At 35.5% G+C, this 16,663-nt stretch carries 10 protein-coding genes and 1 pseudogene; 3 read left to right on the top strand and 8 right to left on the bottom strand.

The genetic code is table 11. The features are described 5' to 3' along the window. Positions 1–13 precede the first annotated feature (13 nt). From IEV84_RS15495 to IEV84_RS16625, 6 genes and pseudogenes are all read right to left on the bottom strand, one after another. Positions 14–3,154: a SusC/RagA family TonB-linked outer membrane protein gene (locus tag IEV84_RS15495; protein ID WP_188495578.1), complete on the bottom strand. Its 3,141-nt coding sequence runs from the start codon at positions 3,152–3,154 to the stop codon at positions 14–16. A 481-nt stretch (positions 3,155–3,635) separates the two neighbouring features. After that, the gene (gene hepC / locus IEV84_RS15490; protein WP_188495575.1) at positions 3,636–5,612 is read right to left on the bottom strand and encodes a heparin-sulfate lyase HepC; all 1,977 of its coding nucleotides are present in this window, start codon (positions 5,610–5,612) and stop codon (positions 3,636–3,638) included. Positions 5,613–5,747: 135 nt separating this feature from the next. Further along, positions 5,748–9,350, bottom strand: a complete 3,603-nt coding sequence (locus IEV84_RS15485; RefSeq protein ID WP_188495573.1) for a heparin lyase I family protein — start codon at positions 9,348–9,350, stop codon at positions 5,748–5,750. A gap of 218 nt (positions 9,351–9,568) precedes the next feature. Next, on the bottom strand, positions 9,569–10,786 hold the full coding sequence (locus IEV84_RS15480; protein WP_188495565.1) for a glycoside hydrolase family 88 protein: 1,218 nt from the start codon (positions 10,784–10,786) through the stop codon (positions 9,569–9,571). Positions 10,787–11,077: 291 nt separating this feature from the next. Further along, the gene (locus IEV84_RS15475; protein WP_188495558.1) at positions 11,078–12,298 is read right to left on the bottom strand and encodes a site-specific integrase; all 1,221 of its coding nucleotides are present in this window, start codon (positions 12,296–12,298) and stop codon (positions 11,078–11,080) included. Positions 12,299–12,424: 126 nt separating this feature from the next. Continuing rightward, positions 12,425–12,571, bottom strand: a pseudogene (locus IEV84_RS16625) (site-specific integrase); the annotation flags it as partial. Positions 12,572–13,570: 999 nt separating this feature from the next. Here IEV84_RS16625 and IEV84_RS15465 point away from each other — a divergent pair. The 3 genes from IEV84_RS15465 to IEV84_RS15455 are packed head-to-tail and all read left to right on the top strand — an operon-like array spanning position 13,571 to position 14,966. Further along, the gene (locus IEV84_RS15465; protein ID WP_188495550.1) at positions 13,571–14,329 is read left to right on the top strand and encodes a hypothetical protein; all 759 of its coding nucleotides are present in this window, start codon (positions 13,571–13,573) and stop codon (positions 14,327–14,329) included. Between the two features lie 15 nt (positions 14,330–14,344). Beyond that, a complete protein-coding gene (locus tag IEV84_RS15460) occupies positions 14,345–14,740 on the top strand; it encodes a DUF5675 family protein (protein WP_188495548.1) in 396 nt (131 codons plus the stop codon). 10 nt (positions 14,741–14,750) lie between these two features. Then, positions 14,751–14,966, top strand: coding sequence for a hypothetical protein (locus IEV84_RS15455; protein ID WP_188495547.1), 216 nt, complete (start codon positions 14,751–14,753; stop codon positions 14,964–14,966). 245 nt (positions 14,967–15,211) lie between these two features. Here IEV84_RS15455 and IEV84_RS15450 read toward each other — a convergent pair whose 3' ends face one another. Both IEV84_RS15450 and IEV84_RS16620 read right to left on the bottom strand, forming a co-directional pair. Next, the gene (locus tag IEV84_RS15450) at positions 15,212–15,391 is read right to left on the bottom strand and encodes a hypothetical protein (RefSeq protein ID WP_188495545.1); all 180 of its coding nucleotides are present in this window, start codon (positions 15,389–15,391) and stop codon (positions 15,212–15,214) included. Positions 15,392–15,420: 29 nt separating this feature from the next. Continuing rightward, the gene (locus IEV84_RS16620; RefSeq protein ID WP_373282927.1) at positions 15,421–15,843 is read right to left on the bottom strand and encodes a DUF6943 family protein; all 423 of its coding nucleotides are present in this window, start codon (positions 15,841–15,843) and stop codon (positions 15,421–15,423) included. Positions 15,844–16,663: the final 820 nt, after the last annotated feature.

Below are 16,663 nucleotides of genomic sequence, written 5' to 3'. Positions count from 1 at the left end.
TTTAAATTTTAAATTATAGTGAAATATTTAAACCTGTAATAAAAGATTTTGATTTTGGATAAGCACTAAAATCAACACCAGGAGTTAAGGCATTATTAATTACACTAACTTCAGGATCATAACCTGAATATTTGGTAAATACATACAAATTATAAGCAGTTACATAAAATCTCATACTTGAAATTCTCATTGAATTCAACCATTTTTTAGGTAAAGTATATCCTAAGCTGATGTTGTTGATACGCAAGAAAGAACCATCTTCGATAATATCGCTATACAAACGACCTGTAGCATTTCCGTTGTAAACAGGATTTGTTTTTCCTGCATTTAAAGCTGCTAACTCGGTAGGATCAGTTACTCGTTGTCCGACGGCATTAATAGTTGTCCATCTGTCTGCAAATACTGCTAATGAATTTAAGTTCTCTGTATTAAGACTTGCGTTGTTTAATACATTGGCATTAAAAATATCATTACCTACAGTAAAGTTTAAAAATATACTCAAATCGATTCCTTTATAACTAAAGGTATTATTCAAACCTCCAGAAAATTTAGGGTTAGCATTTCCTATTGCAGTTCGGTCCAAATCGTTTATTACTCCATCTCCATTGACATCCTTAAATTTAATGAATCCCGGTTGTGCTGCTGCACCATTGTCCTTGACTACGTCTGATTTTAAAGCATAAGTTCCATTTGTTGTATTGTAATCAAAATCACCTACTTGGTACAAACCATCTCTAACATAACCGTACATGATACCTACCGGCTTTCCTACTTCTAATATGTAGTCGTTTACATTAGGAAAATAACTACTGGTTAACAATGAGGTTTCACCTTCACTCAAACTAAGTACTTTGGTTTTGTTGAAAGCGATGTTAAAACTGGTATTCCAAGAGAAATCAGTCTTTTTAATATTTGCTGTATTTAAAGTAAACTCAAGACCACGGCTAGAGGTAGATCCAATATTTTGAAACTGATTTGTAAAACCAGCATTGGCAGGAATACGAGTGTTATACAGTAAATCTTTAGAGCGATTATCGTACAATTCAGTTGTAAGAGTGATTCTTTGGTTGAAAAAACCTAAATCTAACCCCAAGTTAGTAGATTGAGTTGATTCCCATTTCAAATTTGGGTTCGGAAGATTTTTCTGGAATGCAGTAGTAACGGTTGTGTTGTTTAAAGGATAAGATCCTGAATCAAAAATTCCCAATGCTGCATAATTAGCTATTCTGTTATTTCCAGCCTGACCGTAACTTGCGCGAAGTTTTAAATCAGAAATAGCAGTTGCGTTTTTCATGAAATCTTCGTTAATAACTCTCCATGCGGCAGAGACTGCTGGAAAATATCCCCATCGGTTGTTTGCTCCAAATTTAGAAGAACCATCAGTTCGTAAACTTGCCGATAATAAGTATCTGTTTTTGTATGAGTAATTTGATCTGGCGAAAAAAGACATTATTTTATCATCTTCAGTAAGTGATGTTGGAATTCCGGGAACAGTTCCCAGATCTAATCTATCCCAGCCTGAATTTACTTCCGGAAAGGCAGAAGCACTTACAGAAAAGGCTTCAGAATAATTATAAATATATTCCTGACCGGCAGTAATATCAAACTTATGACTCTTAGCAAATGTTTTACTGTATGTAAGGGTGTTATTATAATTAAAACGGCTTGAATGAAATTCGGAAATTCCACCAAAGGCACCACCACTTCTGATAGCCAGAATACCTGAACTGTCATTGAAATACTTGCTTGTAGTATTGTTATCAGTTAAACTCGCTAATCCTCTGTAAACTAAGTTAGGAGTAAGGTTGTATTGTAATTGTACACTTGCATTTAATCCTTTCTTAACTGATTCTCTTTGTTGGCTGGCTATGGAAACCAGTGGGCTTTGTAATGCAAGACTGGTATCTAATGGATCTAACAATAAATCTTCAAGTTCATCATCTGTGCCTAATAGTCCATTTACAGGACGGTACCGCAATACATTTTGCAACATACTTAATCTTGGATTTCCACCTTCGCCGGTACCTAATCCAGTAATTTTTTGATTGGAATAATTCACAATACCATTAATCGAAAACTTTTTACTTACATTATGATTTATCGATATTTTAGCAATATTTTTTCTCGAAGCACTTTCTCTCATTACACCTTCATCATCATTTAGAGAATAGAAAATATTGAATTTAGTTTCGTTTTGTCCGCCGCTGATGCTCAATTTATGATATTGACTCATTACCGGGCTTCCAAAGATTTCTTTTTGCCAGTTTTTACCAGCTCTGTTTGCATAAAGTGATTCCAGTTGATCAAAAGCACCATAATTATTTGTAAATGCGGTCAGTTTTATAGGGTCAGTTACTACTCTTTCATAAGTTAATAGAGCAAATTGATATGGGTTCATTACAGGAATTTCAGAAGTTACCTGTTTTATACCTGCGTAGGTATCGTAATTAACTGTTATTTTTCCGGATTTTGTTTGTTTGGTGGTTACTAAAATTACTCCGTTTCCACCTTGTGCTCCATAAATTGAAGTTGATGAAGCATCTTTTAGTATATCTATTGATTCAATATCCATAGGGTCTAAAAAACCTAATCCTCCAGTTTGAGGCACACCATCAATTACATACAAAGGTTCATTACTTTGAGTAATGGACATTCCGCCGCGTATTTTAATAGAAGGATCAGATCCTGGTGTTCCGTCACTCATAGTAACTTCCATACCAGCAATGCGTCCTTGCAATGCCTGAGCTACGTTTTGTACCGGTACTTTAGCTAGCTCTTCTCCTTTAACAGAAGAAATAGCTCCGGTAAGATCTTTTCTTGATTTGGTTCCGTAACCTACAACTACAACCTCATTAAGACTGTTTGTTTCATCGGCTAATTTTGTGTTTATGGTTGTTCGACCGTTAAGTTTTTCTTCAACTGTTTTTGTCCCTATAAAAGAGAATACTAATGTAGCATTTGCTTTTACTTTGATTTGATAGAAACCATCTATTGAGGTTACAGTACTGTTTTTTGTTCCTTTTTCTATAACAGTAGCCCCTGGCATTGGCATATTTTGCCCGTCGCTTACCATACCATTTACGGTAACATTATCTTGCCCAAATACGAGGATGCAATTTGTAAGCAACAAAAATAAAAATAGAGTCCTTTTCATAATTTTGTTATTAATATAGAATAAGGGATAAAACCTTTTCTAAAATTGGTAATGAGTTAGTTAAAATTATAGTTTTGATATTTGTTAATTTATTTTCTCGAGATTTTCTTTTCTTTAAATATCAGTTTACTTTTTGTATCGTATCAAGGATACTCCCAAATTGATTTTTTCATAAAGTTTGGTTTTAGGATTTGTTTAGTTATGATGTTTTTAAAATGGATTAATCAATTATGTATTGATTTTTAATTTGTTACAGTTAATTAACATTTGTAAAGTTATAAATCAGTTGTTCAGTTTAGTTTTGAAAATGTCCAAAATACTATTGAATTTGATGAATACTACTTTTAAATCCTTAAAACTCAGTAAAAAACTCATTAAAAACCTGTATTTGCTGAATTTAATTAGTTTGCAAAAGCATTTTAAAATAATTTTTCTAAAATTAGATTAGTACTGTTTGGAAAATAGTGATGGTATTTTTTTGCTAGTGAATCTTAGCGTTTAAATTGGTTTTCTTTCCATTGATATTTAAAGAAAGATTAATGTTTCCTTTTTCAAAATCATTTCCTTTATTTTCCTTAATTTCAATTTCAGGAGTTTTAGTACCGTCGTAGGGATAAACTATAGTTATAAAATATGCTGTTTTATCATCATTTTTAGTTTTTTCGAAAGCAAAAGCAGGTCTTGTAATTTCTTTTGCATAGGCATACGAAACTTTTCCTTCTTCTTCGTTAAGCGTAACTTTATCCAGATTTAATGATTGAATTAAAAGGTTATTTCCATCAGAATAAGTAGTAGTAACGTTATTTTTTATTTTATCAAAAACAGGATTACTATCTTCTTTTAATTGGAAATGAACTCCTAAATTTCCAGTAGCATTACCAATGGCTTTATCAATAATTAAAAAATACTTTTGGTCTATAAAAAGGATACTGCGTTGATGATTCAAATCGGTGTAACTAGGGTTGGTGTAGGTTAAGATGTCCAGCTTTTTACTCGTTTCCCATTTGTTTTGTTCCGCCTTTGTAATTACCATGTTTTGGTTGTCGAGTGTAAGGGTCGAGTGTACTCTTGTTTGACGATACCAGTTTCTCATTTTTGTGATTTCAGCATCTCCGCTGTAGATATAACAACCTGCATCAGGTGTGAAATTGCGCCCTTTTACCCAAAGTTCGAAAGTTCCATTGTCAGGTTGTGCATGAAATTTTCCTTCAGGACCAGCCTTTACAATCATTACTGTCGATTTGTTATTCCAACCGTTTCTGAAGGTATAAAATCCGGAATTTTCTAATGCTGATGATAGAAAATCGATAGTACCTTCTTTGCCGTCGGTAGCAAAGTATTGTAGCAAATTATTTTTGGGAAATAGTTTTGACCAAGATTGAAATTGTTTCATTCGGACATCTTTAGTAGTAAGCCAAGAATCTCCAAACATAGGATTGTTATAATCAGGAAAGGAAATTTTTGCTGTTGCCACGGCCATATTTTCGATTGTTTTTACATAGCTTTCTGGAAATTCCTGTGCCACACCGGCCATTTTAGCCGAGTTATAGGCTTTCAGGAAAATTTCAATACTGGCTACATGATACGTTGGCGAAAGTTCCCATTGCATTCCATCATTTAAAACCTGTAATTTTATTTCACGGTTTAATATCTCAATACCGCTTTTGCGCCAAGCTTCGGCATCTTTAAGTTCCGGGAAGATACTGCCTGCTCCTAAAACTCTTTGGGCTTCAAATAGTAAATGATTGCCTTCTGCGCTATAATGTTTAGTAATATAATTGGCTTGTTGGTGAAACAGGTTTAAAAACTTTAATAAAAAATTAGCTGTGAAATGAGGGGAGTTTATAAATAAATTAAAAGTTCCGGGCAAACTTTGTGTACGATCCGACACTTCCAAAGGTCGCCAGGCATAACGATCGTTTTCCGGAGATAAACCTAAAGCATTTTTTTTAGCCCAATCTCTGAATTGAAAAATCCATTCTTTGGCATATTTTTCATCTCCACTACTGCGATATGCCATTCCCATAGGTTGCCACCAGGTAACACGGTGTAATTGCCAGCGCACTTCGTTGTCTTTAACCGGCCAGTATTCCCAGTTAATATCTTTACCATAATCATAATAGCCATAGCCTTTTTGAGGTTGAAATTGGTGTACCAAGGCATTATCTGCTTTTAACTGATTGGCTTTACCAATGTCTTTTCCTCTAAATCGAGTTTCATCGCCAATATTAAAATCGGGATGTTTGATGTTTTTTCGGTTGCGATAATAGGAAAGAAGTTCTTTGGCAGCTTCATCATATTTAGCTGCTGTATAAAGTGCGTTCACTTTTTCTAAGCCGTGATAAGCCAGATTGATATTATCGAAACTATCCTTAGATATTGGCAATTCCTGAGCTTTGACAAAAGATATTGCTATAAATAAAAAGCTAAGGGCTATTGTTTTTTTAAAATTTATCATCGTGTTGTAAATTGATTATTGTCAATTAAATTCTTTTAAAATCAATAAGAAGCTACTATAAATTGGTTGTTTTTGATCAAAAAATAATAGCCTTTTATAATTTTATTTACTTATTAAGTTAAGTAAAAAAACAAATTATTGTTTGATTAACTTAACTGTTTTTTTATTCTTACCTTGAGTTATCTCGGTCAGGTATATTCCTGATTTTAAATTGTTTCCAAAGCTTATGAATTGATTAGGATTTACTTTTAATAAGTTGATTCTTCTTCCTGAAATATCAAACACATTTATAGCAACAGTTTCTGCAGAATTACTGCTAATAGTAATGTGAAATTCTGTATCTGTAGGATTAGGAGCAACCATTACAGAAAACTCGTTTGTTACTTCTTTTGCAAGTTCAATATTTTTTTTACTACTCAGCGTATTGCAATTTCCCAAGTAACAGCCGTGCGCCAAATGATCAGCAACACCAATTGTTGAGATGCAAAGACTTTTATCATGGTTAGGATTGCAGCTGTGGCATAGTTTTACTTTACCGTCTGCACAAAGAATATCGATTACGGTTATTTCTTTGGTTACAGCAAAAGAACAACCTAGTGCATCTGTAATTGTAGCTGTATAACTGTGTACTCCCGGCGTTGAAGGACTTACTGTAATACTTTCAGTTGTAGCACCATTACTCCACGAATAGCTATAAGGTGCTGTACCATTAGTAGGTGTTGCAGATAAGGTTAGCGAAGAAGGACCATAACCCAAGTAAATTGTATTAGCCTGACCTCCTGGACTAACTGCATAAATATCAGCAATGTCTGCCGTTAATTTGCTGTTAATTGTAACGGTAGTTGTAGCTGTACTGCTATTGCCGGCATTGTCAGTAACAATCCATGTTATTGTTGAAATGCCTACATTGAAATTCCCACTGGCATCTAAGCCATTTCCATTTCTTACAGTAGCACCGTTAATTTGATACGTCACAGTGTTTACAGTACAATTATCGGTAGATACTGCTGTGGGAATTGTATAATTACCGCTTGCTTCATAACAAAGGTTAATTATAGGAGTGACGTTTATTTTCGGAGCCTGTGTATCAGTTACGGTTACTGTTTGCGTTGTTGTTGCTGTGTTACCACTGGTGTCGGTTGCTTTCCAGGTTATTGTTGTGATACCAATAGGAAATAAGGCTGGCGCATCGTTAGTAATAGTAGCCACGGCACAGTTATCGGTAACAGTAGACTGAACTAATATTATGCTTGCATTACATTGATTTTCATCATTGTTTACGATTATTGCAGAAGGTGCGGTGAAAATAGGCTTTTCAGTATCATTAATTTTTATTATAAATGAAACAGAAGAACTGTTGCTGCATTCATCGGTGGCTACCCACTTAACGAGGGTTTCTCCTTTGTTAAAAATTTGATCAGCCAGTGAGCCGTTACCGCTACCTGTAGTAGCTCCGCTAAGTGTATAGTTGTAAGTGGTTTTACTGCAGTTGTTTACTGCAATTACGTCAAATTCATTAGCTTTTACAGTATAGGTGCTATAACCGGGGTCTGTGCTTTTAGTTATATCCGATTTTTCAGGAATATTAAAAACAGGTTTAACCCGACCATTGAATGAAAAATCGTCGATACCTACCAGAGGAGTTCCGCCTGTTCTGTTAGAACTATACCAATACAGACGAAAAGTGATAGGTGTTTGAACGTTAGACAATGAAGACAGGTTGTAGGTAAGTGCCGTAGCAGTTGTTCCGGCAAAGTTTTGAGGAGTTGTAATATCATTAGTAAAACCATCCAGACTGGATCGCATTACAAACATACTAGGGTCAGTGGTGTTTCCTTTTCTCGCTGTGAATTTAAGATTAGAAAAATCGATTTTGTAACCATTTGCCGGTTGCAATTTGAATTCAAAATAATGACTAGGATTAAATGGAGTAGCGGGGTCTGATGCCAATACTTTATTAGTCCATCCATTTAGTAAAACTCTGTTGCTAAATACGCCGGCGGTGTTAAGCCCGCTTTCTGTGGCATAAAAGAAACTAGGAGTTGTGCTTCCGTCATTTACAATATTGGAATTAGAAATATTTCCTATGATAACAGGGGAACTAAAGTCAATAGTACCGTTGAGTGTATTTCCCCATATTTGTACCGGAGCACTGTTATTATTAAGTTCAAAAATTCGTATGTCATCATGGTAAATAATACGCGTTGCAACGTTGGGTGGATCGGTAGTGATTGATTGTCCTGGGCGGTACAATCCCCATTTTAGATATCCTGAAGGATTTTCTTCAGGAATATCCTGATTGAAAGTTCTATGATTACTAATCTCATAAGCCAAAGCATATTTAGTTTGCCCCGGTAATCTATAATAAACCTTGTAATACCCAGTGGCATCCGTTGTCATTTTAGCATCCACTCTGAAATCAATCCATTGATTGATGTACGGACGAAAATCCTCTATAATTGTTGGCTCGATATTATCATTTGGAATACGAAAAGTAATACTATTGCGCTTGGCACTCAGATACCAGGCAGGGTTTTCACCGCCGCTTTGTTTACCTTGAAAAATAATATCACCATTTTGAGCCATACCCGGTGTATAAGGCTCCCAGTCTTTCAGTAAAAGACTCGTTTCAAAACGACGTTCATCTCCGGGATAATACTTCCCGGTATCAAACATTTGAGCAGTAGCAGCTTCACTGCGCCAATGATTATCGGAAAAATAACCAGAGTCTCCAATGGTTACACGATGTGCTATAGCATAATTTCCGGTACGACCAGGACTCACTATGTATTCGGCATCAGCAGCAGTGGCATTGGTAGTATTTAAATCTGAAATTCCAGAGTTTTCGGTTCCACTTTCGTAATCAACACTAACAAGGCTATTGGTAACCGTTGCTGGTGGTACAGGAGGTGTAGGTATTAAAAAATTGGAATAACTGATATCATCAATATACATTACAGGAGCCGATGAACCTGCACCCACATTTAATAAATTAACTCCATTAATTGTAGTTCCCTGTGGCAGTAAACCAGTTCCGGGATCAGCATTGATTAGTACTTTCGTATTATCAATCCAGATATCAAAAGTTCCGGCAGCCAGATTGTGTGTGGTTGGAGTACTTCCATTTTCAGTAATATATGATGCTGAGGTATTACTGTTGTTCATATAAAACTTCAAAGTGTAGGACTGATTTTTGTTGATTGTTGTTTGAGAAAGTCCTGTTGTATTATAGTTAGGGCTGGTAGATGATGAAAGCCAATCCAGATTGACAGCTGTTGCATTGAGAGTGAAACGCAATGAAGCGAAGGTTTGTGCTACGCTGATGCTGCTTCCGGAGGTAAAATTACTTCCATTGCCAAAATACAGCAAAAACCGTCCATTGCTTCCTGATTGGATATTTATTTTACATTGAAAAGCAGCAACTGTTGTACCGCTAAATGGAGCTAAACCAAATTTGGCTCCTGAAGCAGTTGTTCCTCCGGTTATTTTTAGCTCGGCTCCGTTACCACCTGCCCAATTGGAGGAAGTTAATTCTATTGATCCTTCAGTAGTTGATGAAGCTCTTACAGCAGCATTACCGCCTCCTTCCAGTGGTGTGGGTAAATAACTGCTACTATAGGTTGTGGATGTGTAAGGAGCTGCTGCGGCAGTACCAAAGTCATACAGCCAGGCAGAGTTTTGTGCTTTTGCTCCTAACAGGGCAAATACACAAATCAAGACAAGTAAACTTTTTTTCATAATAGTTTGGTTTTAGGGTTAATCAAATAAGGCTAATTTTTAGAGTTGGGTTTTTTAAGTCTGTCTCTTAGATTAGCCAATTATTATTTTGAAATGTATCCGTATTTACTAATGGTGGTTTGCTTTAAATCTTGGTTTACCATATAAAAATCAGCATGGTTACAATTTTTAGATTGTAATTCCGGAGTACATTTTCATTCGGTAACTGTAAATGATTGTTATCGGATGGTTATTGATGAATCAATCTTTTTGATATCGGCATATCTATTTAATGCTTCCAGATAATAATAATCTGCATAATCCAATGGAGTATCAATTTCAGAATTGTAAAGAAAGGCACCTACACTATGTTTAAGCAGGAAATAACTATTTTCATCAGGCTTAGCCAAATAAGCGTCTGAAGACAATGATTGTAAGATGTCTTCGGCATAGTCAACATACTTTTTCCCATCTTTTACTTGAGTACTCAAATCCAATAAGGCAGATGCTATAACGGCGGCAGCCGAAGCATCTCTTGGCGCACGTTCAGCGGTATCCATTGCATTGTGTACATCAAAATCCCAAACAGGAACTTTGTCTTTTGGCATTCGGGGATGATTCATTATAAAAGAAGCAATATTTTCGGCTTGCTTTAAGAATTTTGGATTTTTACTGTTTTTATAACATAAGGTATATCCATATAAACCCCATCCTTGTCCGCGAGCCCAGGAGGATTCATCAGTTAATCCCTGATGAGTAGCTTTTCGTAACACCTTACCGGTTAAAGGATCATAATCAACCACATGATAGGAACTGTAATCTTTTCTAAAGTGGTTTTTCATTGTAGTTAATGCGTGTGTATTGGCTGCATTGGCATAATCTGGCTGGTTAAATTCCTTTGCTGCCCAATACAGATACTCCAGATTCATCATGTTGTCAATAATAACAGGATAATGCCACCACGAGAAATCCCAGGATTTGATTACACCAATTTTTGAATTAAATCTATTGGCTAAATTTTGAGCTCCATCACGCAATGCAGGAAGGTAGATGGAGTCATTTGTAATTCTGTACGCATTACCATAAGAGCAAAAGAGCATAAAACCAAGGTCATGTGTGGTTTTTATATTTCGGATAGAGTCCAGCGCAAGTGTAAATTTTTTAGCTTCCTGAGCTAATTTTTTATCACCGGTAAGTTCGTACCCATACCATAAACTTCCGGGGAAAAATCCGGTAGTCCAATCCGTCAGTCCAGCTAGTCTTACCGTTCCATCAGGATTTATTGAACGCGGGTTTTTACCGGGAAGGTATGTCTTTGTGGCTTGGTTTAATTGGTAATTAATTACTTCAGACGCTTTTTTAAACCATTTAAATGATTCATCATTTTGATTGGGTTGAGCAAACGAGCTAAAAGTAATGGCCGAGATAGCTAAAAATAAGCTAAAGGTTTTTTTCATAATCTTCATCTTTACGTTTATAGTTTGTTTATTTTCAATATTTTGATAAAGCGAAGTTAGATGTGATTAGGAAAACAGGCTTTCAATTTCTATCAGAATTATTTCGAAATTGGTTAACTATTCTTAAAAAGTGATTGATTTTTATTAAATCTCATTTTAGAGTAGTTGTTGGTTTTTTAAATTTGCATGAACTTTTTATGGCAGAAATAATATCAAGTTCAAATCTTTGGAATGTTAAATTTGATTACAAAGTTTGCATAATTAAAAGCAAAGAAATGTAAAGTAAGAAATTTAGAAATCTCTGTATTTCTTTATCAATTTAAGCATGTCTTTTTTTACATTGCGATCTAATATTTTTGCATAATGCTGGGTTTGTAAAATGTTACTGTGTCCCATCATGGAAGATACATTTTCTATTCTTACTCCATTTCCTAATGTAACAGTTGTAGCAAATGTATGTCTGGCCGTATACCAGGTTAGTTTTTTATTGATTTTACACATTAGAGCAAGTTCCTTAAGGTATTGATTCATTTTTTGATTTGATATACTTGGTATCAGACCAGTCTGCATGCCTTTATATCTGTCAATTATCTCCTGTACTGGAGGAAGGATGGGAACATTTGAACTGGTTGATGTCTTGGCTCTGGTAGTCATAATCCATGAAAAATTGTTGTTGTCAGTAATAAGATTGTCAGCAGTTAGAGATAAAGCATCGATAGGAGCATATCCTGTATAGCAGCAGAAAATAAAGATGTCTCTAATTTTTTGAAGCCGTTTCAATTTGATTTTTTTTAACTGTATCGCGTTTAATTCTCTCTGGGAAAGATAGACTGCATCTTTCTCAATTATTTTTCCATCATAAACATTGAAAGGATTTTTATTTATTAAATCCATTTTAAGTGCGAAATTGCAGGCTGTTTTGTACATCCTTATATATTTTACTACAGAATTGTTTTTAATTCCTGTTCTGTTTTTAAAACTGCTTTCAAATTTTAAGAAAGATTCTAATTTGTAAATAAATGAGCTTGAAATTTTGCTGGAAGCAATATCGGTCTTATTGTATTCGTTTTGTATAAACACTCTTATCAAATCTCTAGAACGTGAATACTTTTGAAGTGATGGTTTTGATCTTTCTGAAATAGAGACTTTTTTTTTGAAGTAGTTTATATAAGTTTCCATGATGTCAATAATTGAAATTGCCGTTGGTGTTTTTATACCTTTTAAATCCTTTTTCAGATTTTTTAATGAGACAGGATTACCGCTTAAGATTATCTTATTAAATTTTTTGTCAATGCTTAGATGAAGCAGGTCTAAACTTTGGCGGATTATTTTTTCTTTTTCCAGTTTAAGTACATTTCTGAGTTTATTAGTAAAATTCCATCTTTCCTTTGAAATATATTTTCCGGTCGATAGTGCTGTAGTCTGCTGCTGATAACTTAAACGAGCGCAGATAAGTGATTCTTTTTCTTCTTGATCTTTTCTGGATTTTAAATAAAAATAGACTTTAAGCATGACCTATCCTTTTTATTATATACGTAAAAAGGAACGGTCAGGGATAAAAAAGAAGATTTTTACAGATGTAGTAGAGGTCAGCAGGAAATATTTCCTAATACAAGAACAAAATGCCTTCTGATATTTTTAGGTTTGAATAGAGGCCTTTTTTCTGCGCAGACTTCTATTGTAAAAATTAAAAGGGGTTTTATCAATCAAACCGGATTTAACGGCAGAATTGAATACTATTTTATAAATTGAGATATAGTTAACCCTTGAGTTATTCTTGATTGTTTTATGCGCTTTAAATTGCTAGTTTATTTGTGAATTTCCATATTTATAAAGTGATGGTAATTAGTGTTTTGTGGTTGTTTTTATTAAAAGATAAGATTGCTTAAGGAGTAGAAAAAGGCGAGTAAATGGGTGTACTAATAGGTGCACAAAACTTTGACTAAATGTACTTACTATTGAAAATCTAAAAAAAGTGAAATTTTATAATCTCAGGTTTTATAGGGGTTAGGAAAGAATATCTGTTTGGTAAAATATAGGTTCAAATACTTTTTAGTAAGTGCTAAAAACGCTGAAACCCCTTGTAAACACAGGGGGTTTCGTTTCCAGCGGAGAAAGAGGGATTTGTTTTGCTTTGTTATTCGTTTGTTTTACAATGAATTACAATAGTTGTTTTTCTATGTACCCCTAATTCTACCCCTTTAGAATTATATGATTTTGTGATTAATTTCGGTTTAGCAAAATTACAAAATAATAGTCGTAATATCCCCATTTTGTTTCTTTATTTCACTCATAACCAGTATAATATTTGAACTATATTAAGTTTAAAATTAATCTACAATTAGTTCTAAAACTTGTTCGAAATCTAAACTGGTATATTCACAGAATTCAGTAATTGACAGCAGCTCGTTTTCTTGCTTGAATAGGGCTGTTCTAATTTTGTGATGTAATCTTATGCTTTGACGGTAACTCTTTCCTGTAATGCGTTGTATGTCCTTTGGATAGATACACAACCTTTTGGTTTGATTCTTCATACTTTATATATGGCTTTGATAGGACTTTAGTTAGTAATTGATAGCTATTAGAATTATAAAATTATTAAAATATTCAATTGAAAATTTGGTGACAAAAGTATAAAAAGCTGCCATTTGGTTTTGTTTGTGCCATATCGGATACAGAAGAAAATTTCACTTCAATTCATGGTTTTAATTTGCTGCATAATCAATCTAAATGTTGCAGCAACGATTAAAATAATTAAAGTTAAATTTTTAAAAATCAAATGAAATGGCAAGGCAAAAAGGCATAATTAAATTAAAAGGTACTATCGGGGATATTACTTTTTATAAAACGCAGGATGGGCATTTAGCGAGAGAAAAAGGCGGAATTGACGCTAACAGAATCGCGACTGATCCTGCGTTTCAAAGAACCCGTGAAAATGGTTCTGAGTTTGGTAGAGCAGGGAAGGCGGGTAAGGTTTTAAGAACTGCACTGCGTGTACTGTTGTTAAACTCGGCAGATAGCCGAATGGTGAGTCGTTTGACGCAATCTATGGTTAAGGTGATTCAGGCTGATTCTACTAACGAACGTGGATTAAGAAACGTAATTGATGGTGAAGCGGAATTGTTAGCCGGATTCGAATTTAATATTCGAGGAAAGCTAGGTACTAGTTTGTTTGCTCCGTATACAGGAGGTATTAACAGGGTGAGTGGCGAAATCACAGTGGATATTCCATCGTTTATTCCATCGAATATGATTGCGGCTCCTGGGGGAACTACTCATTTCAAAATTATTTCAGCCGGGGTTGAAATTGATTTTGAAAATGAAACTTTTGTGGAACAACATGCAGAAACAGCGATTTTGCCATGGGATGTTACGGCAACAGCTGCAATCAACCAAGTAAATACTGTTACTGCAAACAGTACTAAACCGTTGTTTTTGGCTTTAGGACTGGAGTTTTACCAAGAGGTAAACGGAAGTATGTATTCCTTGAAAAACGGTGCTTACAACCCTTTAGCGCTTATCCAAGTTGACGGAGGTGTGTAATCTGAAGTTAGAAGTATGGTTTTGTTTTTAACTAGAACTTATTTCCCTGAAGGAACCAATGGTAAACTCGAATGCGAAGGTAAACTGATTTGTAATACCATTGAATTGCCGTGGAAGAGGAACGAAACGAAGGTTTCCTGTGTTCCGGAAGGGAAATATTTTATTAGAAAGCGATACAGTGCCAAATACAAATGGCATTTGGAATTGGTAGATGTACCCAATAGAAAATATATTCTTTTTCATCCAGCTAATAATGCTCAAAAGGAATTGCAAGGCTGTATTGCTCCGGTAACTAAACTTTCTGGATCTGGTTTAGGTTTGATGTCCCGAAAAGCTTTTACAAAGTTAAAAGACATTGTTTATAAAGCTTTGGATAATAAAGAAAGTGTTGAAATATTGATTCAATCTTAATAATAGATTTATGAAAAAAATTATAAAAAGAGCATCAGCTCCCACACCAAAATTTTTTAAAGTGCTTCGAAATGTTGGTCTGGCATTAGCTGCAATAGGCGGAACAATTTTAGCTGCTCCGATTACACTACCTGTAATAGTAACGACTATTGGAGGTTATGTTGCAGTAGCCGGAGGTGTTTTGTCTGCTTCAAGTCAGCTTAGTACTACTGATGACAGCCAATAACCACACTTTAATGGGAACTGCCGGAGGCACATTTTTAAGTATGATACCTAACATTCAATCTGAGGACATTCTAAAAACAGCGGTCTTAGCTACTGTTGGAGCAATTGTCAGTTTTACGATTTCGTTACTACTTAAAAGCCTAAATAAGAAGCACAAAAAATAAGTTTAGCCCTAGTTGTGCCCCGAAGCTTCGGGGTTTGGGTTAAACATATGGAAGCCTGGTCGTGAGATCAGGCTTTTTGCTTTTAGATTTCACCAAATTGATTGAGTAAAACCTCAACGACCACTACTTCGGAATTATGGCAGTATAAATCGTTGTATTTAGCAAAATCAATTGCTTTGTTTCTGCTGTCAAAAGCACCAAAAAAAACTCTTGATGCTCTTGATTTCCAATTATCTGTTTGGAATAATAAAAAAATGCTCATAGGAGTAATTTTAAAGGTTAGTAAATAAATTATCTATTGCAGTAGCGATGTGAAATCACTCTACGCATATCGTTTATGAGATCCATATTTTCGTGAAATTGCTTTTCTTTTAATTCCAGGAGTTTTAAAGCAGCCACGTACTTTAGATGTTCCTCGTGTTCTTGCATTAATAATTTTGATTTCGAGAAAAACTCTTTTTTGAAATCAGGAAGGCGTAAAAACGAAATAACAGACCCTACTAAATGTTGATGCCAAAATTTCGATTTCCACAAGCTGTATGCTATCCAATACATATTTTCACAATCTTCGTTAGAGTCAAATATGATTACAAAACTGTTGGTAAATGGTTCTTTGGATGGCTTTCCGCTATTCATTCCTTTGTTGAGGATAAATATTCGGTTTCCACTGTAGGCAGTGTGTTTTTGGTGGGTTTTGATGATGAAGTTTGGCATGGCTCATTAGTACTAAAAAATCCGACAATATTTTTTCAAAAAGAAAAAGGAAAAAAAGAAAGCCCTGAAAACAGCAGGAATGACGAACGAGAACGGAGGGAGGTACGACCGACTGGAAGTGAGGAATGGATGCTAAACTTGCTGCCTTTTTTCTCTTTTCTTTTTGAGAAAATGCAGTACGTACTTGTGAACGGTGTTTTTAAGGTACGTGAATTAAACACCCCCAAGCACCGCAGGAAGCAAAAAAAGTGGTGCCCCTTTTTCGGGGCAAGGAACTTTTTTTTGCGGACGAGGAGCGCCGTGGCGGTGTTGCGGCAATCGAGCAGCCACGCTAGACCGGGAATGAAACGTAACGATAGTGGAGTGGAATGTAGGGATAGCAGCGTGTAACGGCGGGCTAACAATAAGCACACCGCCTTTTGGCGGTTACCTTGATTTAGGGCAAAGTGAGGTTTTTACCGAACGGAGCCAAGCCCGATGGCTGGGCGAAAGAGCAACCGCCCAATTAACAAGGGGCGGCAGACACAAATACTGCCGGAATGTAGTGGAGCATCCTTCGGCTGCGCTCAGGGTGACGGGTTTTATGCACTAATGAAAATGAAGTTCAAATGGAAAAGATATTTCTTGCGCAGACAAGGGAAGCGAAACGAAATGAGGCTGTATTGTGGCTGCAGTAGCCCCGACGAACGCAGGGAGAGAGCGTGTGAAGATGAGGGGGAGGAAGCAAAAATAAAGGCGGCTTATTTTCAAGCTGCCTTTATGGTTGCTGACGACCGTACTGTGGAACGGAGGGAGGTACGACCGACTGGAACAGCCGAAC

This window comes from Flavobacterium palustre (assembly GCF_014639535.1).
Classification (GTDB): Bacteria; Bacteroidota; Bacteroidia; order Flavobacteriales; family Flavobacteriaceae; genus Flavobacterium; species Flavobacterium palustre.
This window is presented reverse-complemented; position numbering and strand designations above follow the sequence as displayed.